19 protein-coding genes are annotated in these 21,187 nt (G+C 53.4%); 11 read left to right on the forward strand and 8 right to left on the reverse strand.

What is annotated here, in order from left to right:
* Positions 1-125 precede the first annotated feature (125 nt).
* From IGQ16_RS02000 to IGQ16_RS02025, 6 genes are all read left to right on the forward strand, one after another.
* The gene (locus IGQ16_RS02000) at positions 126-1,997 is read left to right on the forward strand and encodes a PP2C family serine/threonine-protein phosphatase (RefSeq protein ID WP_297060062.1); all 1,872 of its coding nucleotides are present in this window, start codon (positions 126-128) and stop codon (positions 1,995-1,997) included.
* Positions 1,997-3,061 (forward strand): tRNA preQ1(34) S-adenosylmethionine ribosyltransferase-isomerase QueA, encoded by a 1,065-nt coding sequence (gene queA, locus IGQ16_RS02005; RefSeq protein ID WP_024125849.1) that lies wholly within the window; start codon positions 1,997-1,999, stop codon positions 3,059-3,061. Before IGQ16_RS02000 ends, queA begins: the two co-directional genes overlap by 1 nt.
* Before the next feature lie 469 nt (positions 3,062-3,530).
* On the forward strand, positions 3,531-3,716 hold the full coding sequence (locus tag IGQ16_RS02010; protein WP_024125848.1) for a hypothetical protein: 186 nt from the start codon (positions 3,531-3,533) through the stop codon (positions 3,714-3,716).
* Between the two features lie 60 nt (positions 3,717-3,776).
* Positions 3,777-4,589: a carbon-nitrogen hydrolase family protein gene (locus IGQ16_RS02015; protein ID WP_024125847.1), complete on the forward strand. Its 813-nt coding sequence runs from the start codon at positions 3,777-3,779 to the stop codon at positions 4,587-4,589.
* 131 nt (positions 4,590-4,720) lie between these two features.
* On the forward strand, positions 4,721-4,918 hold the full coding sequence (locus IGQ16_RS02020; RefSeq protein ID WP_024125846.1) for a hypothetical protein: 198 nt from the start codon (positions 4,721-4,723) through the stop codon (positions 4,916-4,918).
* 165 nt (positions 4,919-5,083) lie between these two features.
* Positions 5,084-5,956, forward strand: coding sequence for an alpha/beta hydrolase (locus tag IGQ16_RS02025; RefSeq protein WP_041429295.1), 873 nt, complete (start codon positions 5,084-5,086; stop codon positions 5,954-5,956).
* Between the two features lie 16 nt (positions 5,957-5,972).
* Here IGQ16_RS02025 and IGQ16_RS02030 read toward each other — a convergent pair whose 3' ends face one another.
* Entirely contained in the window at positions 5,973-6,506 is a 534-nt protein-coding gene (locus IGQ16_RS02030; RefSeq protein ID WP_024125844.1) for a P-loop NTPase family protein, read from the reverse strand.
* Between the two features lie 162 nt (positions 6,507-6,668).
* Here IGQ16_RS02030 and IGQ16_RS02035 point away from each other — a divergent pair, with 162 nt between their 5' ends.
* From IGQ16_RS02035 to IGQ16_RS02050, 5 genes are all read left to right on the forward strand, one after another.
* On the forward strand, positions 6,669-7,316 hold the full coding sequence (locus IGQ16_RS02035) for a DUF3386 domain-containing protein (RefSeq protein ID WP_024125843.1): 648 nt from the start codon (positions 6,669-6,671) through the stop codon (positions 7,314-7,316).
* Positions 7,317-7,318: 2 nt separating this feature from the next.
* Positions 7,319-8,548, forward strand: a complete 1,230-nt coding sequence (locus IGQ16_RS02040) for a ribonuclease Z (RefSeq protein ID WP_367116106.1) — start codon at positions 7,319-7,321, stop codon at positions 8,546-8,548.
* Between the two features lie 56 nt (positions 8,549-8,604).
* On the forward strand, positions 8,605-8,970 hold the full coding sequence (locus IGQ16_RS11705) for a winged helix-turn-helix domain-containing protein (RefSeq protein WP_367116107.1): 366 nt from the start codon (positions 8,605-8,607) through the stop codon (positions 8,968-8,970).
* A gap of 167 nt (positions 8,971-9,137) precedes the next feature.
* The gene (locus IGQ16_RS02045; protein ID WP_297060064.1) at positions 9,138-10,307 is read left to right on the forward strand and encodes a cysteine desulfurase family protein; all 1,170 of its coding nucleotides are present in this window, start codon (positions 9,138-9,140) and stop codon (positions 10,305-10,307) included.
* Between the two features lie 8 nt (positions 10,308-10,315).
* Complete coding sequence (locus tag IGQ16_RS02050; protein ID WP_297060065.1) at positions 10,316-10,765, forward strand: hypothetical protein; 450 nt, start codon at positions 10,316-10,318, stop codon at positions 10,763-10,765.
* On the opposite strand, the gene IGQ16_RS02055 is transcribed toward IGQ16_RS02050, so the two are convergent.
* The 7 genes from IGQ16_RS02055 to IGQ16_RS02085 all read right to left on the reverse strand — a co-directional run bounded on the left by IGQ16_RS02055 (position 10,762) and on the right by IGQ16_RS02085 (position 21,171).
* Entirely contained in the window at positions 10,762-14,496 is a 3,735-nt protein-coding gene (locus tag IGQ16_RS02055) for an EAL domain-containing protein (protein ID WP_297060067.1), read from the reverse strand. The two genes, IGQ16_RS02050 and IGQ16_RS02055, sit on opposite strands and share 4 nt — an antisense overlap.
* 132 nt (positions 14,497-14,628) lie before the next feature.
* A complete protein-coding gene (locus tag IGQ16_RS02060; RefSeq protein ID WP_024125838.1) occupies positions 14,629-15,030 on the reverse strand; it encodes a hypothetical protein in 402 nt (133 codons plus the stop codon).
* Between the two features lie 153 nt (positions 15,031-15,183).
* Entirely contained in the window at positions 15,184-16,587 is a 1,404-nt protein-coding gene (leuC, locus tag IGQ16_RS02065; protein WP_024125837.1) for a 3-isopropylmalate dehydratase large subunit, read from the reverse strand.
* Positions 16,588-17,034: 447 nt separating this feature from the next.
* Complete coding sequence (gshB, locus tag IGQ16_RS02070; protein WP_297060070.1) at positions 17,035-17,991, reverse strand: glutathione synthase; 957 nt, start codon at positions 17,989-17,991, stop codon at positions 17,035-17,037.
* Entirely contained in the window at positions 17,991-18,254 is a 264-nt protein-coding gene (grxC, locus tag IGQ16_RS02075) for a glutaredoxin 3 (RefSeq protein ID WP_024125835.1), read from the reverse strand. The genes gshB and grxC overlap by 1 nt, the downstream gene beginning before the upstream one ends.
* A 113-nt stretch (positions 18,255-18,367) precedes the next feature.
* Positions 18,368-19,681, reverse strand: a complete 1,314-nt coding sequence (locus IGQ16_RS02080) for a CO2 hydration protein (protein WP_024125834.1) — start codon at positions 19,679-19,681, stop codon at positions 18,368-18,370.
* An 11-nt stretch (positions 19,682-19,692) separates the two neighbouring features.
* Positions 19,693-21,171, reverse strand: coding sequence for an NADH-quinone oxidoreductase subunit M (locus tag IGQ16_RS02085; RefSeq protein ID WP_024125833.1), 1,479 nt, complete (start codon positions 21,169-21,171; stop codon positions 19,693-19,695).
* Positions 21,172-21,187 lie beyond the last annotated feature (16 nt).

A 21,187-nucleotide genomic window follows, 5' to 3' on the forward strand; every position in this document is an offset into this window, starting at 1 on the left:
AGGATAGGGAATTGGAATGTATGCTATTTGCCGCTGCTATGAACTAGCGAATGACTGGCTCAGTAACTTGATGCATACCTGCTGCGGGTGATTATGACTGCGGCGGCCATCTCAGGATTGAAGCGATGAATCCACCTGCCCCTAATCTTATTTGCCCGGAGTGTGGCACAGCCAATTCCATTCACCAAGTTGAGTGTCACCACTGTCAGGTGCCACTCCTAAAACGCTATTTGTGGGCCATTGGCTCCGCTTTGGATCACTATAGCGTCGGTGAGCTGGTGGGCGATCGCTACTTGGTGCAAGGCAAACACTTGCTCTTGGACTTATTGCCGGGGGAGCCAGCCCCCAGTGTGGACAATACTGCCCAACTTTACCGTCCCTACCTACGTCTATTTCCCAAGCGTCCCCATGTTCCAGAACTCTTTGGCGCGCTTTCCCTCCCAGAAGGAGAACTGTTGCTCCTTGAGCATGCCCCCGTCAGTTGCATTGACATTGCCGATGCCAAAGTTGTCCCCGGCCTGACCCATGCCGCTCCCCTCACCACCATCTGGGACAAAGCCAATTTAGTGCGCCGCCTCAACTGGTTATGGCAAATCATCTCCCTTTGGCCAGCGCTGGTGGCAGAAAATGTAGCTCTCACACTCCTCAATCCCCAGCTTTTGCGAGCCGAGGGTTCCCTGGTGCGGCTTCTGCAACTGCAAGCAGGCAATAATCCTACTTTGGCTGACCTTGGCCAATTCTGGCAAACCCATTTCAACTTTACCGATCAAGGGGAAAACTTTCAGCAGGCCTTCACAATCCTGTGTCAACAAATGCAGGATCCTCGGGAAGCCGCCCCTGAATCTGTGCGCCAAACCCTAGAGGTCCTCTTTCAACAGGCTCTCGATGACCTTGGTTATGAGTACCACTACGATATTGCCAGCCGCTCCGACCAGGGGCCTAGTCGCAGTCGCAATGAGGATAAGTGCTTGCCCCAGACTGACCTTGCCGATCAGTCACGGGTTTTGGCCTTGGTGTGCGATGGTGTGGGGGGCCATGAAGGCGGCGATGTGGCCTCAGGCTTGGCCATTGACATCCTGGCGGAAACCCTCAAATCCCTTAATCTTCTAGAGACCCCTCCCGCCACAGTGGAGCAAGCGATTCAAACAGCCATTCACGCCACTAATGATGCGATCAATCAACGCAATGATACGGAGCAGCGCCACGAGCGCCAGCGCATGGGAACCACGGTTGTCGGTGCCCTGATTGAACACGCCCATCTTTACCTTGCCCACATTGGGGACAGCCGCGCCTACTGGATCAACCGCTGGGGCTGCTACCAACTCACCCTCGATGACGATGTGGCCAGCCGCGATGTGCGCTTGGGAATGAGTACCTACCATCAAGCCCTGGAGTTGCCCTATGGTGGCTCCTTGGTGCAAGCTTTGGGCATGGCACCCTCCCAGCATCTCCACCCCACGGTTGAGCGCTTTTTGCTGGATGAAGAGGGAATTCTGCTGCTGTGTTCCGACGGTCTCAGCGACTTTAACCGCGTGGAAACCTACTGGCGACAGTACCTGCTGCCTGTACTCCAAGGTCGGGTTTCCCTTACTGCTGCTGCTGAACAACTGATTGATCTTGCCAATCGCCTCAATGGCCATGACAATGTAACGGTGGTGCTGATTCACTGTCGGGTAAAGAATACAGCCGGTGTCCTTGACTTGGACTATAGCGACATTGTCTGTCAAGGGGAGCTGCCAGAGGTGACAGACATTACAATGGGCTACGTCCCTCCACCCGAGCCATCAGAACTCAATCTGACGGTTTCCCAAGTTCTGGAATCCCCTCAACCCCAACTGCAGCAAGTCCATAAACTTGGTTCCCAGGGGTGGCTGCTCCTGCTGATTGCTGTGGGTGTTGCCACTGCTGCCTTTAGCTTTCTGGCTGTTATGACTTCTATGAATCGGTCTAATACTGTAGAAAAGCCCTCATCCTCACCGTTGATCGCCCCCAAGTGATGCCTAACCCTGCGGATTTTTCCCTCGATGCCTACGACTATTCCTTGCCGGCGGAGCGGATTGCCCAACAGCCGGTTTCCCCCCGCGATCGCTCCCGCCTGATGGTGGTGACCCGCAACACAGCCGCAGATCACTACTTCTATGAGCTACCGCAACTGTTAGAGCCAGGGGATCTGCTGGTGCTCAATGATACGCGGGTGATTCCAGCGCGGCTGATGGGTCAAAAAGTGGGCGGCGCCGGCGGCACCGTTGAGGTGTTTCTCCTTGAAGAGTTGAGCGATCGCCAGTGGTTGGCCTTGGTAAAACCCGGTCGAAAATTGCGCCCTGGGGCAGTGATTCAAATCGGCTCGCTGCAAGCAACGGTACAGGCCATTGATGAGGAAACCCGAGGACGGGTGATTGAATTCGACCTGCCGCCGGGCGATCGCCTGTGGTCATACCTGGATCACCTGGGGGAAGTGCCCTTACCTCCCTACATTGATCATCCCATTGCGGATACTGAGCAGTACCAAACCGTCTATGCCCGCCGTCCCGGTGCCGTGGCTGCGCCAACCGCTGGCTTGCATTTTACTCCCGAACTCTTTAGCAAGTTGGCCTATCGCGGCATTGATCACTGTTTTCTAACGCTCCATGTGGGCATTGGCACCTTTCGTCCTGTGGAGGCCAAGGATATTCGTCACCACCATCTCCACGAAGAATGGATTGAGGTACCGGCTGCCACCGTCGAACGGATTCAGGCGGCCAAAGCCGCCGGGGGGCGAATCATTGCCGTCGGCACCACCGTTATTCGCTCCCTAGAAACAGCTGCCCAGTCAGGCACCCTTCAGCCCTTTTGCGGCAAGAGCGATCTCTATATTTATCCGGGGTATCAGCCCAAGATTGTCGAGGGGTTCATTACCAACTTTCATCTGCCCCGCTCTAGCTTGATGATGCTTGTCAGTGCCTTTATTGGCCGTGAACGGTTGCTGCAGTTGTACCAACAGGCCATCGATCGCCAGTACCGCTTCTATTCCTTTGGCGATGCCATGCTAATTTTGCCCAGCGCTTGCCACAACACCGTTTGAGTGTGCTATCCTAAAGTCAGTTGTTTTGCAAGTTACCGTTTAGGGAGATGGAGGTGATGCCCATGGCAGATAGTAGTAAACGCTTGGGTCGTCGTTTTGGAGTTCCTCAGCTCTAGGGAAGAGTTGTTCTCCATCTGTTGATTTTAAATCAGCATCTAGGAGGTCGTTTCTCCTAGGAGTTGATACTCACGATAACCACCAGACCGCTCCCGAGGCCTTCCTGGGGGGCGGATGGCTTTTTAGGGGTACCTTAGCATGTCTGAGAATAATAAATAATATAGTTTTATGATCGACTATTAAAAGACATTTCAGATGCGGGGTTGTGCCTGAGGGAGCATCTATGGTAGAGGCAACCGGAACTTCGCCATTGTTGGTCACAGAAGACAAATTGAGACAAAATGAGACAAATTGAGACTGAGCAACGACTAATGATGGTGGACTCTGGAACTGTTGCGTTCTGAGCGCAGCCATGGCCCTCCAATTTCTACCCCAAAAAACGCCACGCTTGCATCCCATTAGCAGTACCAAGCTCCTGCTAGTCGTGCTGTTGAACCTCTTTATTGCCGGCTATGTCTTTTGGGCCTATCGCACTGCCCATGAGCATCAGCTCCCTACCCAACGCAATCCGATCTTGCGGAACCTGCGTTCTCGCTAAACTTGCCCTAGGCAGATTGCAGCGCTAGAATGAGGGGTTGCTGTCTTTTTTGCAACGGGCATGAAATCCTATCTCGCTGCCGCAGTCCAAATGACGAGCCAACCCAATCTTGAAGCCAATTTGGCTCAGGCAGAAGAACTCATTGAATTGGCGGTGCAACAAGGGGCAGAACTGATTGGGTTGCCAGAAAATTTTTCCTTTCTGGGTGACGATCGCGAGAAGGTTGCCCAAGCGGCAGCGATCGCTGAGCGGACTGAGGCCTTTTTGAAACGAATGGCCCAGCGATTTCAGATTACGCTGGTGGGGGGTGGCTACCCGGTGCCGGCAACGGCAGGCAAGGTCTATAACACAGCGGTATTGATTGGGCCGACGGGGGAAGAATTGAGCCGCTACCAAAAGGTGCATTTATTTGATGTCGATTTGCCCGATGGCAATATTTACCACGAATCGGGCACAGTGCTTGCTGGACGGCAGTTGCCCTCGGTCTATCCCAGTAAGGAACTGGGCAATATTGGCTTGTCGGTGTGCTATGATGTCCGCTTTCCAGAACTTTACCGTGCCCTCTCTCAAGCGGGGGCAACGGTGTTGTTTGTGCCAGCTGCCTTTACTGCCTTCACGGGTAAGGATCACTGGCAAGTTCTACTGCAGGCTCGGGCAATCGAAAATACCTGTTATGTGATTGCCCCGGCCCAGACGGGGATTCACTATGCACGGCGGCAAACCCACGGCCATGCACTGATTGTGGATCCTTGGGGAACCATCCTCGCCGATGCGGGCGATCGCCCCGGCCTCGCCATTGCGGCCATTGAACCCAGCCGCCTCGAGCAAGTGCGTCAACAGATGCCTTGCCTACAACACCGCGTCTTTTTTTGATTCTTAGCTCATTCTTAGCTAAATTGTGAAATAAATCGTAACATTCCATACAGACGGGGGGAGTTTCCTAAGCTATCGTAGAACCATAACTGATTCCTTCCGCTCACTCCAAACCGACTAGGAGAGTATCTATGGAAAGTGTTACGGTTCCCAACCCGCAAGCCTCCGCCGAGGTTTGGAACTCCCTAAAGCGAGCGATCGCCCACAGCTCGGGTTTTCAGCGCTGGCTGAGCGAAAAGCAGGCGAGTGTTGTTATTGAGCAGCCCACGGATCTTGATGCTTGCGTTACCGCTTACCTGCGTCAGGCGCTCGAAACCCTTGCCTATTAAGTTGGTAGGAATTGTCAGCTTTGCCCCTATACGAGGAGCATTCCGACTCCTTAGGTCACATATTACCCCCACGGCGCATTCCAGCTGGGGGTTTTATTCTTGAGGCTGCGGCAACACCCTCCTTCAGGGTTTCCTTGGGTATAGTGGAAAGTGCCAGCCCCCAAGATGCATATGATTGAAGGCCCGTGGATCCATAAGTTTATTGTCTCCAATGGTATTCGTCTGCACTATGTCACCCAAGGAGAGGGGGAGTTGGTGCTACTGCTCCATGGTTTTCCAGAGTTTTGGTACTCTTGGCGACATCAAATTCCGGTATTGGCGGAAAAACACAAAGTCGTTGCCCTAGATTTGCGGGGCTATCATCTCAGCGATAAACCCCAAGATACCGCTAGCTATGTTCTTGATGAATTAATTCTTGACATTGTCGGTGTCCTTGACGGCCTTGGCTATCGGCGCTGCCACTTGGTGGGGCACGATTGGGGGGGAATGGTTGCCTGGGGGGTTGCCTATGCCGCACCTGAGCGGATTCAAACCCTGAGTGTGCTGGCTTGCCCCCATCCTGCCAAGTTTCAACAGTTGAGTTTTGAGCAATGGTTGCGCAGTAGTTATATGCTGCTCTTTCAGCTGCCGTGGCTACCAGAGATACTCTTGGAGTGGGGAGGCTATGGGGCGATCGCCCAAATCTTTCGCTGGGCAGCTGTGAACCAGCAGGCCATCCGCCCCCTGGACATTGCCCGCTATCAGGATGCCGCGGCTCAGCGGGGTGCTCTATCGGGAATGCTCAACTACTACCGTGCGGGGTTACAAAGTCTTTACAGTCGCGAGTGGGGCGTACTCGACATACCAACGCTGATGCTCTGGGGGCGCCAAGACCCCATCTTGGGCATTGAACTGACCTACGGCACGGAAGCCTACGTTAAGGAACTGAAAATTCAATACTTGGACCACTGTGGCCACTTTGTGCAGCAGGAGCAACCCGACTTGGTGAATGAGTATCTGCTCGAGTGGTTAGAAACCGTTTCTGCCCCCCTCAATTAGACCTAAATCATTCCACCTAAATCAAACGACGTAACTGTGTAATTTGGTCAGCGATCGCCAGCAGCGATTCTGGCATTTCAGGCCCCGTCAACATGACATCGAGGGTGCGTGGCCGATTCTTGAGAAAGTCCAGTACCTCCCCTTCAGTGAGCACCCCCAGTTGCATGGCCACACTTACCTCATCTAAAACCACCAAACGGTGCTGTCCCTCCTGCACTTTGGTTTGCAAATGCTGCCACAGCTCACGCACTGCTGCCTTTTCTTGGGGAGTGATCGAATCTCCTTGGCCTAAACAGCGTTGCAGCGCCGGTCGCCACCAAGTGAGATGCTGCCCCAACTGAATCGGGTGCTCGACCCCCATTTGAATGCCGCCCTTGAGGAATTGAACAATCATAACCTCACTGCCCTGGGCAGCAACCCGCAACGCCTGGGCCATGACTGTGGTGAAAAAGTGCCGCTGCGGACAGGTAAACACCTGCACCACTCCCTCAATGCCATAGGTTAGGGGCAAGCTTGCCTCAGAAGCGGAAACCGAGAGTTGTGCCACCATAGTGTTTCTGTCCAGTCAAAAAGGAGAACGATCCCCTAGGGGTTATACATCTAGTGTAGTACGCTGTGATTTAACCCTAGTGAACACTAGATATACGTGGCCGTCAAGGGGGGTGAGAATCAGTTATCTTAAAACACAGTAACTGTTACCGAGGATGCACCGATGCCAGCAACACAGGCCCTTGATGCGCAGGCGCTCTTTCGCGCTGCCTACGAAAATCGTTACACATGGGATGAAAATTTTCCCGGCTTTACGGCAAAGGTCACACTCATTGAGGGCGATCGCACCTACCAAGGGCAGGTCAAAGTTAGCCGTGACTACAGCGTTGAGGTAAGCGGGATCGAAGATGAACATATCCGGGAATCCCTCTACAATCAACTACGGGATGTGATTGTTCACCGCAAACGCAACAGTTTTGAGGCAGCCCACGGTAAAAACACGTTTCAAATTGGCCAAACCGATGCTAGCGGTGCTGTGGAGATCCTCGTCAGTGGCGATGCCATGGGCTCCAACTACAAAGTCAGGGACAATCAAATTGTCTACGTTAGCCGTGTCATGGGCCGGGTCGCCTTTGCCATTACCCATCAGGAAGCCCTTGACACCGGCTCAGGCTACATTTCCACCAACTATGTGGCTGTCTTCCGCAATCCCCAGACGAACGAAGTGGTGCGGCAAATGGCGTTTGAGGATACCTATGTACCCGTGGGCAACTACTATCTCATGAGTCGGCAGGTGGTGCACACCCATGAAAATGGCCAAACCAGCACTGTGGAAATCCGTTTTGATGATCTGCAACTCCTAGACAACTAAGCGTGGAAATTACATTTCTAGGCACTAGTTCTGGGGTGCCCACCCGCACACGCAATGTTTCCAGTGTGGCTCTGCGGCTGCCCCAACGCAAGGAAATTTGGCTCTTTGACTGCGGTGAAGCCACCCAGCACCAATTGCTGCGCAGCGACCTGCGAACCAGTCAGATTCGCCGGATTTTCATTACCCACATGCACGGCGATCACATCTTTGGCCTAATGGGCTTGCTGGCCAGTTGTGGCCTTGCGGGAACGGTGAGTCAAATTGATGTCTATGGCCCACCGACCTTAGATCGCTACATTGCCAGTTGTTTGCGCTGGTCAGTGATGCGACTGCCCTACAAGTTGCAAGTGCATACGGTAGAGCCGGGGGAAGTCTTTAGCGATGGTGAGTTTACCGTCACCTGTCGGCTGCTGCATCATCGCGTTCCCGCCTTTGGCTACCGGGTGACTGAGGGGGATCGCCCCGGTCGGTTTCATGTGGAAAAAGCCCAAGCCCTGGGGATTCCCTTTGGCCCTCTATATGGTCAACTCAAGCAGGGAAAAACCATCACTTTAGAGGATGGCCGCACCTTTGATGGTCGCGACTTCTGCGATCCGCCGCAGCGAGGACGCAGTATGGTCTATTGTACCGATACCGTCTTTTGTGATAGTGCTGTGGAATTGTCCCAGCAGGCGGATGTCCTCATTCACGAAGCCACCTTTTCCCACCAGGAAGCGAATCTGGCCTTTGCCCGTCTCCACTCCACATCCACCATGGCGGCGCAGGTAGCAGCTTTTGCCCAAGTGAAATTGCTTTTCCTCACCCACTTTAGCGCCCGCTACGCCCCCGGCAACCCTGTGCAGGTGGAAGATCTTTTGGCAGAAGCACAGGCCATTTTCCCCAATACCCGCTTGGCGCGGGATTTTCTCCACTACGCGATTCCCCGCGATGGCCAGATCGGCGAGGAAATGCCCTCTAGCCATCAGGACAGTCCTGCTGCGGCTAATACAGACACTTTGGATGCAACCCTAGGGCCCCTTGAGGCGCAAGCCGTTGCTCCCGATCCAAACAGTCGGCCGGCGATCGCCATCAACCGTGCTACTCGCCAACAGATGCAACAAAAATTAGGAATTGACGCCACCACAGCCAATGCGATTTTAGAGCGACGGCGACAGCAAAAGTTTACCTGCCTAGGGGAACTGGAACGCCTCTATCCCCAAGTGGATTGGTCCACCCTAAATGTCCTCTTCTAAAGACCGATCGTGAGGCAGGTTCTGGTTGGAAACCTTCAAGTTGGAGGCATATCGAGGTGACACAGAACAATTTAAAGAAGAGCCGTGGCAATTTGGGTCGGCTGCCCCGCGGTAAGCGCACACCGGAGCGTGAGTACTACCGGCCGATCCTGCGTGTCCTTGCTCGTCGTGGCGGTTCTGGCAGGACTGCAGATGTGCTTGAGGAAGTATACGAGGAGGTGCAAGAAATCCTGACAGAGGCGGACCTTCAGCCCGTCCCTTCCGGTAACGAGCCGTGTTGGCGAGATACGGCTCGATGGGCAAGGAACGACATGGTCAAAAAGGGTCTTCTCAAGAGCGGCAGCCCCTATGGCACCTGGGAGATCTCTGAAAAGGGATATCAATACCTGCAAGACCATGATCAAGACCAGGATAGGGTCTGAGGCAACCCTGCAAAGGTTTCTACCAGCTGTTGCTGATGCTAAGCGTTATTTCCTAAAATCAGCGCTTTGGCAGCAAAAAGGAGCTAGGGAATCATCAGTTACAATGGGCTTAAGGGACTGAGTTTTAAGACAGTTCCACCACTGGTTTCTGGGAGCTGCTCCGGCCCATGCAACTGTATTTCGACTATGGTGCAACGACCCCCTGTCGAGCGGAGGCTCTTGCGGCCATGGCGGCGGCCTATGAGCAGCAGTGGGGCAATCCGTCCAGTACTCACGAGTGGGGACAACGGGCGGCGATCGCCCTGGAACAGGCGCGGATGCAGGTGGCGGCACTGATTCATGCCCAAGCCGATGAGATCATCTTTACCTCTGGGGGCACAGAAGCCGATAATCTTGCCCTGTGGGGAGTTTGCCAGCGCTACCGCCAACCTCAGCATTTAATTATTTCGGCGGTTGAGCATTCGGCGGTGGCTAAACCGGCTGCTGCCCTTGAAGCCCAAGGCTGGCAGGTGACGCGCTTGCCGGTGAATCACTGGGGACAGGTGGAACCTGCTCAACTGCGGCAGGCACTTCAACCGAATACGGTTTTGGTCTCCATTATCTACGGCCAAAGTGAGGTGGGCACCCTCCAACCCATTACTGAACTCGCAGCCATTTGCCAAGAGGGAGGGGTGCTTTTCCACACAGATGCGGTTCAAGTGGCGGGACGAGTTCCCTTGGATGTGCGAAGCTTGGGGGTAGATTTACTCTCCCTGTCTAGTCATAAAATTTACGGCCCTCAGGGGGCGGGGGCGCTCTATGTGCGATCGGGGGTGGCCTTAGAACCGCTCTTGCGCGGCGGTGGACAAGAATTTGGCCTGCGGGCAGGAACGCAGGCAGTGCCGACCCTCGTGGGTTTTGGGGTAGCGGCGGCGTGGGCAGCCACTGAACTAGCAATAGAACCAATGCGCCTTGCTCAATTGCGCGATCGCCTGTGGCAGCAGTTACAGAATCATCCCCAAGTGGAACAAACGGGACATCCCTGGCAGCGACTGCCCCATCACTTGAGTTTGATTGTGCGCGATCGCCACGGCCAGCCCTTGAATGGCAAAACCTTTGTCCGGCAACTCAACCTGGCAGGGATTGGCATTAGTGCGGGATCCGCCTGTCAAAGTGGCCAAACCCAACCAAGTCCAACCCTCTTGGCCATGGGCTACGATCCTGAAACCGCCAAAGCAGGAATTCGTATTACCTTGGGGCGAGAGACCACCGCTGCCGATGTGGATTGGTTAGCGATGGTGCTGCGGCAATATCTTGCAGAGGCGATCGCTCCCCCCTTAGCGGTATCCATTTCCTAGGATGCATCATGGTGTGGGCGGCATTATCTGCACAGGGGACCTGGGTACTGGCTAGCTACGGCGTAGTGGCCACGCTGATTCTGCTGTGGACGATTCTGCGATCGCGACGGCATCCGTCCCAAAACGCCACCCTTGAAGCCGAATTGGCACGGCTACAAAATTACTGCACTCAACTCCAGCAGCAACTTCAGGCAATAACCGCGGAAAATCAACACTTACGAGCAGAGCGCGATTACTGGCAACAGCAGCACCAAAGCCTCAATGATCAACTCACCACCCTAGAAGCCACCTATCACCAACTGGAGATGAATCTTCAACGCCTCGAACAGGAGCGCGATCGCCTGCAACAGGCCCTGCAGCAGCCCGCCGACTGGTGGCAGGAAATCACCAAAAACTATCAAAGTTGGTGGGAAAGCCTCCCCTTTCTTCCCCATGAGGATACCAGCAGCAAATCCTAAGGCAGGCGATCAATGGGCAAGGGCGGATAGAAGAAGTACCCTTGGCCATACAGACAGCCGAGATCCATCAATTGGGCGGCTTGAACCGCCGTTTCCACGCCTTCTGCAACCACATCTAAACGTAGACTCTTGCCTAGGGCAATCACGGCACCAATAATTTCCTGTGCCGCTCGGCTTTCCTCTAAGCTCTGGACAAAGGAGCGATCAATTTTCAGGGCGTGGATGGGTAACTGATGCAACCGACTCAGGGAGGAATAACCTGTGCCAAAATCATCAATGTTGAGGGCAACCCCCAGTTGTTGCAGTTCCTCGGCCACCTGCAATGTGGCTTCAAGGTTGCGGATCATTGTCGTTTCAGTAATCTCCAGATGGAGGAGATGGGGGGGCAATTGGGCACTGCGCAGCACCGCCAAAATATCACCGACAAAGTTGGCATCCACCAGTTGTTGAGGCGAGATATTAATACCCAGGGTCATGGTCTGGCGACGGCTGTCCTGTTGCCGCCACTGGCTGAATTCCTGGATCGCGCGTTCAAGGACCTGCCGGCCAAGGCTAACGATGAGACCTGCCTGCTCCGCCAGGGTGATAAATTCACTGGGAGGAATTTCACCTTTTTCGGGGTCAAACCATCGGCTGAGGGCCTCAAGTCCTACAATTGCCCCCGTATTCATCTCAACAATGGGCTGGAAATACACCTGTAACTCACTGTTGGCGATCGCCTGATGCAGTTGGCTCTCAAGGGTAAAGCAACTTTGGGCTTGGGTGTGCATTTGCGGGTCAAAGATGCGACACTGCCCCAGTCCCTGTTTTTTTGCTTGGTACATGGCAATGTCAGCATCCCGCAGGAGGGTAGCAGCAGAGGCGGCCTCGCGATCGCTAAAGGCCACACCAATACTGGCACTCAGGCTTAACAAGTGACCATCAATGATCAGGGGTTCCTGAATTACCCGCTCTAGGTCAGCAATCCGCGCTTGCACTTGTGCCACCATCTGTTGAGAATCAAGGTCTTCACAGAGGACCACAAATTCATCCCCACTCAGGTGAGCTAAGGTATCCCCCTCACGCACCACACTCTGCATTCGCTGGGCAAGGGTGATGAGTACCTGGTCACCGGCTTGGTGTCCCAAGCTATCGTTAACGCGCTTAAAGCGATCAATATCAATGAAAACAACAGCAAAGGGGCGATCGCCACGGCGTTGATATTGTCGCCAACAATGCTGCAATCGCTCCTGGAGGAGGGTACGGTTGGGAAGTCCCGTCAGGGGATCGTGGAGAGCATCGTGAATGAGCTGCTCCTCCATTTGTTTGCGGCGGGTAATATCATGCCCCACACATTGATACTCCACACAGCGCCCATGGTGATCAAAAAAGGCACGTGTTGTCCATTCAAACCAGGCAAGCTGTCCTGTACTTCCTTCTGTACTTAATGTCACAGCGCATTCAATGGTGCTGATGGGCTGCGTTGGGCTAAGGGTTTGCAGATGCTGTTGAAAGCGTTGCTGGGTTACAGGATCAAAGGGATGTTGGAGGACCTCCCCCAGATCACAACTCACGCCCACTTCAGCCAGATAGCGAAAGAAAGCGGGATTGCCAAAGGTCAGATGTCCCTCAGGCGTGCAGCGGTAGAGCAGTTCTGTCTGCGCCTCGAGAACCCGCCGATAGCGCTCTTTTTCCTGATGTAGCGCACTCACTAATTCAGCACGGTGAATACCAAAGCCCAGTTGTTCCCCCAGTTGGCGGATCAGTTCCACCTCGTCATTGGCCCAAGGCCGCGGCGAAGAGCAGTGGTGGCACAGAAATAATCCCCAGAGGCGTTCCTCCTCAATAATCGGTACTGCTAAGAGGGCACGCACCTGCAATTGGTTGAGAAAGTCGCGGTGACACTGAGCCATTGTGGCGGTGTTAATGTCCGCAAGCGCCAGCACTCGCCCTTGCAGGTAGGCTTCGGCAGCCTCCCGTTGAAAACAAGGATCACAAAATGTACGGTTGAGGAGGGAAAACTGGGGTGCTGCAACGGACTCGGCCACCACTTCCCCTCTGCCGTCAGCGTAGAACTGGAAAATGACGGTGCGATCTACGTTCAAGAGCTGGCGGATTTCTTCTAGGGCGGTTTTGAGGACGGTTTCTACATCTAATGAGCGGCGGATTTTGATGGTCAGACGATGCAGGAGTTCGGCTTGAGTTTGCCGCCGCTGCAACAAGGTACTGGAGTCCACTTGCAGTGTAATATTTTGGCAGAAAATGGCCAAACCACGGCTGGTGGGAAATACCCGTACGGCGAACCACTGGTTGAGCCCCTCATAAAAGGCTTCAAATTGGACCGGAGTCTGCTGTGTCATTGCCCGCTGACATTGCTCCTCAAAAATCGAGTTGCGGGCATCGGGGAAGAGCTCCCAGAGGTTTTTTCCTAGCATTTGTGAGGCGGATTTGCCCACCAAGCGGCAGAGATTGCCATTGACATAAATAACCGTAAAATCATGATCGACCTCAAAGAAGTGATCGGACATGCTCTCTAAAATGTCACTCACTTGGCTGTAGGCCGCTTGCAGGCGATCGCCAAATTGCTGCTGCTCAGTCACATCCCGCGCCGCTGCGTAAATTCGACCCTGGCTCAGCAGTCCTTGCCATTCATACCAGCGGTAGTCTCCCCGCTGCGTGCGCAGGCGAATCGTGTGGTTCGTGATTTGCTCGCCGGCAAGGAGACGTTGCTGCATTTCTCGATGGCGGGAGCGATCGCCCGGATGCAGAAATTCCTCAAACTTTGCCCCCATCACCTGATGTAGGTCATAGCCTAGGCAGGTTTGCCAATGTTGATTCACCCGCCGCAGCCGTCCCTCACTATCGGCGATCATAAATAGCTCTAGGGAAGAGCCAAAGAAATACTCTAGTTCAGCTGTCTTTTGGACAATTTCCGCCTGCAGACGGATGCGATCGCTAATGTCCCGCTGCACACCAAAGTGGCCAATAATTTCCCGATTTTCGTTGTACAGACAAACGTAACTCCCTTCCATCCAAAAAGAGCTACCATCGTGGCGGTGCAACTCAAGTTCAGTGTGAAAGTAGCCCAAATCAAAGAGGGCTCGCCACAAGCGTTTAGCCAGTTCCAGATCTTCCTTAAAGCAAAGGCGCGGTGTTCGGCCAATTAACTCTTGGGGGGGCAATTGATACTGCTGGGCAAAGGCATTGTTGACGCGGGTAATCCGCTGATGATCAAAGACATACTCCAATATGTCTTCTTTATTGACCGTGTCATCCCAGCGAATAGGCTGATCCAACATCATGAAAAAGCAGGCCTCAAGGGACTGCTGAAAAAAGGCTTCTAAGAGTTTCTGATTCGCTTTGAGTTCTAGTTCCAGTTGACAGCGACGCGTAATATCCCGCGATGTTGTCACTAAAAATAAAACATTTCCCGCTTCATCACAAATGGGTTGAATGAAGGTTTCTAACCAAACATAGCCACCACTTTTTTTCCGCATGCGATAGGTTTCTGTCAAATTGGCGCTGCCCTTTAGGGCGAGGGCGTGGGCGCCACTGCGAATTCGCTCAGCATCCTCAGGGTGAAACAGGGTATAGGGATTTTTACCAATCAGTTCTTCAGGAGAATAGCCCAAAAGGGTTTGACTGGAGGGAGTCACGTATAGGTAGTTGCCATCGGTTGCGTGCAAGCAAATCAGATCATCGGTGTAGTTCACCAATAATTCGGTAAAGTGCTCAAATTCGTCAATGATCATTCTTGAAAACTTCTCCCTGCCAGCACCAAAGGTGCCAAAACTTATTTTAATTCATGATCGCAGTTGAATGTTACTAATTATTAATTTATTAATTATTTGTCGAGGAGACTGCCCACCAGTTGGCACTCCCCCTCAGGGATAACGGCGCATATTTAAGCGAGCCGTGGTTCCCGCCTGTGGACACCGCAGGTACGGAGCATAGGTGCCACCAATGCGCCAGACGGAAATATAGCGATCGGTACGCACCCATTGAATGGTGACTTCACCACTACAGCCAAAATTACCCCCTAGATCGCGATCGCTAAAAAAGCCACGCACAAATCCATTGCCGATTGCCGTTAGGGTAATTGTGCCCTCATAAAGTCGCCCATTGACCTTTGTGGTGTAGGTCAAGACATCTCCGGGGGCGTGGCTGAACTGATAGTTATCAATGCGGGTCAGACCGCTATCGGAAATCAGGGTTTCAGCGGCAGCCGGCAGGGCAGAGGCCACACCCAAAACTAGAGTACCCAGCACACTCTGTAACACCTTCATAGGAACGCCTCGTCTAGAACATCGAACATCACATTATGATGATCCTAGATGATGATCCTAGACGAGACTATTTCTCTATAGTCTCTCCTCTCTGAGGAACTGCCTTGACAAAACAGTGAGCGCAAAGGGGCTGCTCGGGAATTCAGCAGGAGTCTAAAGGAACGCTCGCACATCGGTAACTTCACCGGCAATTGCCGCTGCTGCCACCATCGCCGGACTCATGAGGAGAGTGCGCCCGCTGGGAGAGCCTTGGCGTCCTTTGAAGTTGCGATTGGAGGAGGAGGCGCTGATTTGACGCCCTTGCAGCTTGTCGGGGTTCATGGCAAGGCACATTGAACAGCCAGGGTTGCGCCATTCAAACCCTGCGGCTTTGAAAATGACATCTAGGCCTTCAGCTTCGGCTTGGGCTTTCACTCGTTCTGAACCGGGGACAACGAAGGCTTTGACACCGGGTTTGACTTTGCGCCCTTCGACAACTTTGGCCGCCTGCCGCAGGTCACTGATGCGCCCATTGGTACAACTGCCGATAAAGCAGACATCAATCTTGGTTCCTTGAATGGGCTGACCTGGTTGGAGATCCATGTAGGCATAGGCTTCTGCAGCGATCGCCCGTTCTGCTTCGGGCAAGCTCTCTAGGGTGGGCAAGGTTCCATCCACCGCAACGCTCTGGCCGGGGGTAATGCCCCAGGTCACCGTCGGTGCAATATCAGCAGCCGCAAATGTAACAACATCATCGTATTCAGCATCCGCATCACTGGCTAGCGATCGCCACCATGCCACCGCTTCGTCCCAGGCTTTTCCTTGGGGGGCAAAAGGGCGTCCCCTGAGGTAGGCAAAGGTGGTTTCATCGGGGTTGACATAGCCGCAGCGGGCACCTCCCTCAATGGCCATATTGCAGACGGTCATGCGTTCCTCCATTGAAAGTTGGCCAAAGGTGGTACCGGCAAATTCATAGGCATAGCCAACACCCCCTTTGACACCCAGGTGGCGAATAACGTGCAGGATGACATCTTTGGCATAGACGCCAGCCCCAAGGGAGCCATTGACTTCCACTTTGCGAACCTTCAGCTTATTGAGAGCAAGGGTCTGGGTGGCCAAAACATCCCGCACTTGACTGGTGCCAATACCGAAGGCGATCGCCCCAAAAGCACCGTGGGTAGAGGTGTGGCTATCGCCGCAGGCAATTGTCATCCCGGGTTGCGTTAACCCCTGTTCCGGGGCAATGACATGGACAATGCCCTGACGACCGGAGCCAATCCCAAAAAAGGGAATATTGTGGGCACGGCAATTCGCCTCAAGGGCTTGCAGCATCTCTTCGGCAAGGGCGTCTTGGAGAGGACGCGCCAGCGTATCTGTAGGCACAATGTGATCCACAGTCGCTATCGTTCGCTGGGGATAGAGCACTGGCAACCCTCGCTCCCGCAGCATGGCAAAGGCTTGGGGACTCGTCACTTCGTGGATCAGGTGCAGGCCAATAAACAGTTGAGTTTGCCCTGAAGGCAGTGTAGCTACTGTGTGCTGTTCCCAAACCTTATCGAAGAGCGTGCCGCGACTCATAGATATGCTAAACAACGTAGATTACCCATTATAGGGAAAAGTAGCAGACTCAGTACAGCAGTTTTGCTTAAGAGGCTGGCTCCTGTAAAAAGGGCCTTAATCCCTATAGCTAAAACTCGCGAACTGTTGGAAACTATTGCAACTGACCTCAATTTCACTGATTTCACGGGGGTAGAATTCAGATAATAGACCATAATAGCTCACACAATCTAGGCATTTACTGCTTAGGGGAGTAGCCACAGTTAATCCTTAAATCATTAGAGTTGACAATCTGGATTTGTCCCGCAGCCAAAGCTCCAACTTGTTAAACGGTCCGCATCTAGGAACTCTATTGGCAAAAATTTACCCTATTCAACCTATACCTGAATTCCCTAAGCCTCCTATGCAGTTAGCACAATTGCTGCAAAAACATTTCCATCTGATCCAGAGAATTGAATGAATGGAACATTAACTGAATAGCCAAGTCATCACCTGTTGAGCGAGGCAAGTCCCATTGAGGCGATCAATTTCGCGAACACCAGTGGGGCTAGTCACATTCACTTCTGTTAAGTAGCCGCCGATAACATCAATGCCAACAAAATAGAGGCCATCGCGTTGAAGGGCAGGAGCGAGGGTTTGACAAATCTGGCGATCGCGCTCCGTAATCTCTGCGGCTGCCACGCGCCCACCCGCGGCCATATTGCCCCGAAATTCATCCCCTGTGGGAATCCGATTAACGGCACCGATCGGCTGGCCGTTGAGGAGAATAATCCGTTTGTCCCCATCCTTAGCCGCGGGTAGGTATTCCTGCAGCATCACAGGCAGTTGTCCCCGTTGGGTACTGATTTCAATCATGGAGTTGAGGTTGCGATCGCCCGCCTGCAAAAAGAGAATGCCTTCGCCCCCTTTGCCCCCCAAGGGTTTGAGCACCGCCATGCCCTGCTGCTGCACAAATTCACGGATGCGCTGCTTGTCTGCAGTCACAATGGTCTTGGGAATCACACTGGTAAATTGCAGAGCATACATCTTTTCATTGGCATGGCGTAGCCCCGCTGGCGAGTTGAGGACAAGGGTGGTTTGGGGATCGACTAAATCAAGACAGTAGGTGGCATAGAGATAGGCGGCGTTGACGGGCGGATCCTTGCGCATCCACACTGCTCGGAAGGTATTGAGGGGGCGCCATGCGACTGCGCCCGGCTGAAACCAAGGTTGGGGAATCTGCCACTGGCCATCCACCAGTTGCACTGGCGACAACCGGATCGGGGTCAGCGCCGCCCATACCTGACCTTCTTGGATCAGCAGTTGGGAAATTTCCGTTACCCACACCCGTGCCCCTGCCGCTTGTGCAGCCTCCATCAAGGCCACACTGGTATCGTGGCCGGGGTCAAGGCTGGCGATCGGGTCAATAATAAAGGCAATATCCACTAAGCGACCTCTTGCAACAGGGCATCCAATTTTCCTTGAGCCTCCAGGGCATAGAGATCGTCACAGCCACCAATGTGTTCATTGTCAATAAAAATCTGCGGTACCGATCGCCGGCCATGGGCTCGTTTTGCCATCGCACTACGGGCAGCTTCATCTCCATCAATGACGTACTCCGTAAACTTCACTCCTTTGCGCGTCAGCAATTGCTTTGCCCGAATACAAAAAGGACAACGGGACCACGTATAGATTTCGACTTTAGCCACAGCAGTAACACCTCGTTACAAAAATTTACTTTGCTTCCAGCCTAGCAAAAAGGGAGAAGAGATACACCCCCTCTCCCTTCTCCTGCCCTACAACTTTCTACAAATACAAATAACTACAAGTAATTGGGATCTTGAACATTGCGGATTTTGCAGGCTTCAGCAATGCCGTACTGGGGCCGCAAAAAGCGATCCATCTGGGCAACAAAGAAGCGCCGATTCGCCATTAAATGCTCTGGATTGGGATCATCCAAGGGGTAGTAGAAGGCAGCACGGGTGGCTTGCAAAACGGCGGAGGTCACGGTGTACATAGCGTGCTGGAAGGCAATGCCCAATTGCACCAAAATATCATCCTCACCGCGACAGTGCTGGTGGAAGTAATCCCTTAGGTACTGGGGTAAGAAGTGATACATATCTTGGTGGAGCAGCGTTGGTGGAATCCCCGCCGTCCCCACAGGGAATTTATCGGCAAAGAGAATACCATAGTGGAAGTCCACCTGATCAGTGGGCACCTGATTGGCTTGGGCATTGTAGGACTTTGTGCCGCGGAAAGGAGAAGTGCGGTAAAAGACCGCTTCCACATAGGGGAAGGCCGCCTCGTAGAGCCACATAAACCCTTTTTCTTTGGGCACGAGGACATGAACCTCATCGTCAATATAGACATGGTGGTAAATAGGGCGACCGGCAGCGGCAAAAATGCCATTGACCAAGAAGTTCATGGCATCCTTGACACTGGTAATACTGCCCTCATCGTAGCGATCGCTAATCTCAAAGAAGACGGGTGCCATCACTTCCCAAAATAGCCCCAGCACATTCATGTACGTGGCTTGGCGAGCCTGCTCTAAAAAGAGGTCGGGAAAGAGTTTGTACAGCCCAAGCATCAATGGGTTGCGCTTGAAGTAGGCACGAATCGCCTTATCCGCTGCCGCTTTGTACTCCTCGGAGTCAAGGTAAATATCCAACTGACCGCCCATGCGGTGCCACATCATTGCCCGCGCTAAATCTTCGGAAAATTCCATGTTGATGCGGTCATGCCAGAGGTGGTGGAGCAGACGGGGCATTTTGCCGGTCTCCCCTTTTTCAATAAACTCCATGAGTTCCGGGTGGGCATGGGCAGGGCCACGCCAAATCCGCAGATCGGCAGTATCACCGGCGTAGTGGTTCGGCAACTCAAAGTATTCCTTGGTCGGAAAATACTTAAAGAAGGGAAAGGGATTAATAAAGACCCGCTCACCGAGATAGAGCAAGTCCCGCCAGTAGAAGTCCATTGGAATTGAGTAGGCCTTGTACATCCCGATAATTTTCATCAGGTTCACGGGTGTATCGGGAATCAGGGCACCTCCTGCCTCAAGGCGGTAAATAATATCGGCGAGGGGATGATCTAGGGGTGGCAGCTTGGCAGAACTGGGGCGCTCCATTGCTTGAACCATGGGAAATTCTCCTAACGCTTGGCTAAGGTGGCAACAATTTCATTGGCACTGGGGACGGCAGCAACGATCTGAGCACTGGTGGTTTCACTCCAACGCACCAGCCAGGTGGGCTGAACCCCCAAAAACAGAATCAACAGGGTCAGGACGAGGGCTGGCATTTTCTCTGACCACACCACGCGCGGGTAGTAGGCAGTGGCATTGTCAAGGCGACCAAAGCAGGTGCGGTTGATCATAATCACGAAATAAACAGCTGTGAGGCCAGTGCCCACCACAGCAATCAGGGTTGGCACGGGGAAAACTCCATAGCTGCCCTGAAAGATCAAAAATTCCGCCACAAACCCCACAAGTCCTGGAATACCCGCGCTCGCCATGCCACCCAAAATTAAGAGGGCACTGGTGGTCGGCAACCCCCGCAGCGGATTGAGCAAGCCATTGAGCACATTCAGTTCCCGGGTGCCGACTTTCGTTTCAATCACGCCCACCAGATAGAACAGGAGTGCCAAGACGAGGCCGTGACTCACCATTTGGGCGATCGCCCCCACCATGCTGAGGTGGGTATGAGCCGCTGCCCCTAGGAGGACGTAACTCATGTGGCCAATGGAACTGTAGGCCACCATCCGTTTAATATCCTTTTGGGCAATGGCCGCAAGGGCACCATAGGCAATCCCCACCGCCGCCACGATCGCCAAGGGACCAGAAAACTGCCCCCAAACCTCTGGAAAATCGCCTAGGGCAAAACGCACCAAGCCATAGGCACCTAGTTTTGCGAATACCCCCCCAAGGAGAATTGCTGTCGGAGTTGAAGCTTCTACATAGGCATCAGGCAACCAACTGTGGAGGGGCACCAACGGCATTTTGATCCCAAAGCCCAAGATCAACAGCAACAGCAGAATCCCTTGAGTGGTGGGTGCCAAGCCAGCGATTTGAATATCGGCACAGTCAAAACTAGGAGCGTGGGTCAGCCAGCCCATTGCCAAAAAGGCAGCGAGGACAAGAATGCCCGACACTGCCGTATAGATGAGAAACTTGACCGCCGCTTGCTCACGACGCTGCCCACCCCAGATCAAAATCAACAGGTAAAAGGGCACCAACTCAAGTTCATAAAAGAGAACAAACAGCAGCAGATTCTGGGCAGCCAAGGCACCTGTAATGCCGGCATTGGCCAAAAGAACAAGGGCATAAAAAAGCCGCTGTCCACTTTTTTCACCCGTCAATACAACCCCAAGGGTCAAGAAGGTTCCCAAAACAATGAGGGGCAGCGAGAGGCCATCCACACCAAGGGAATAGTTCAATCCCAAGGGCAACAGCCACGGCAGGAATTCCGTAAATTGCAGTGCGCTCTGCTGGACATCGAACTGTGTCAGCATCCAGAGGGACAGGGCAAAGGTGACACCAGCGATAACTAAAGTAACCGAACGTAGGACTCGCTCTGGCAGCAGCGGCATCAGGAGGGAACCGATCACTGGCAAAACAATTAACAGTGTCAGCATAGGGCAGAAACCTCAA

It is taken from the genome of Thermosynechococcus sp. M3746_W2019_013 (assembly GCF_015296045.1).
Taxonomy (GTDB): Bacteria; Cyanobacteriota; Cyanobacteriia; order Thermosynechococcales; family Thermosynechococcaceae; genus Thermosynechococcus.

What these genes read in the sequence shown, in the direction of transcription:
- IGQ16_RS02000 (WP_297060062.1), top strand. Translation starts at nt 126, where the DNA reads ATGAATCCACCTGCCCCTAATCTTATTTGCCCGGAGTGTGGCACAGCC.
- queA (WP_024125849.1), top strand. Translation starts at nt 1,997, where the DNA reads ATGCCTAACCCTGCGGATTTTTCCCTCGATGCCTACGACTATTCCTTG.
- IGQ16_RS02010 (WP_024125848.1), top strand. Translation starts at nt 3,531, where the DNA reads ATGGCCCTCCAATTTCTACCCCAAAAAACGCCACGCTTGCATCCCATT.
- IGQ16_RS02015 (WP_024125847.1), top strand. Translation starts at nt 3,777, where the DNA reads ATGAAATCCTATCTCGCTGCCGCAGTCCAAATGACGAGCCAACCCAAT.
- IGQ16_RS02020 (WP_024125846.1), top strand. Translation starts at nt 4,721, where the DNA reads ATGGAAAGTGTTACGGTTCCCAACCCGCAAGCCTCCGCCGAGGTTTGG.
- IGQ16_RS02025 (WP_041429295.1), top strand. Translation starts at nt 5,084, where the DNA reads ATGCATATGATTGAAGGCCCGTGGATCCATAAGTTTATTGTCTCCAAT.
- IGQ16_RS02030 (WP_024125844.1), bottom strand. Translation starts at nt 6,506, where the DNA reads ATGGTGGCACAACTCTCGGTTTCCGCTTCTGAGGCAAGCTTGCCCCTA.
- IGQ16_RS02035 (WP_024125843.1), top strand. Translation starts at nt 6,669, where the DNA reads ATGCCAGCAACACAGGCCCTTGATGCGCAGGCGCTCTTTCGCGCTGCC.
- IGQ16_RS02045 (WP_297060064.1), top strand. Translation starts at nt 9,138, where the DNA reads ATGCAACTGTATTTCGACTATGGTGCAACGACCCCCTGTCGAGCGGAG.
- IGQ16_RS02050 (WP_297060065.1), top strand. Translation starts at nt 10,316, where the DNA reads ATGGTGTGGGCGGCATTATCTGCACAGGGGACCTGGGTACTGGCTAGC.
- IGQ16_RS02055 (WP_297060067.1), bottom strand. Translation starts at nt 14,496, where the DNA reads ATGATCATTGACGAATTTGAGCACTTTACCGAATTATTGGTGAACTAC.
- IGQ16_RS02060 (WP_024125838.1), bottom strand. Translation starts at nt 15,030, where the DNA reads ATGAAGGTGTTACAGAGTGTGCTGGGTACTCTAGTTTTGGGTGTGGCC.
- leuC (WP_024125837.1), bottom strand. Translation starts at nt 16,587, where the DNA reads ATGAGTCGCGGCACGCTCTTCGATAAGGTTTGGGAACAGCACACAGTA.
- IGQ16_RS02080 (WP_024125834.1), bottom strand. Translation starts at nt 19,681, where the DNA reads ATGGTTCAAGCAATGGAGCGCCCCAGTTCTGCCAAGCTGCCACCCCTA.
- IGQ16_RS02085 (WP_024125833.1), bottom strand. Translation starts at nt 21,171, where the DNA reads ATGCTGACACTGTTAATTGTTTTGCCAGTGATCGGTTCCCTCCTGATG.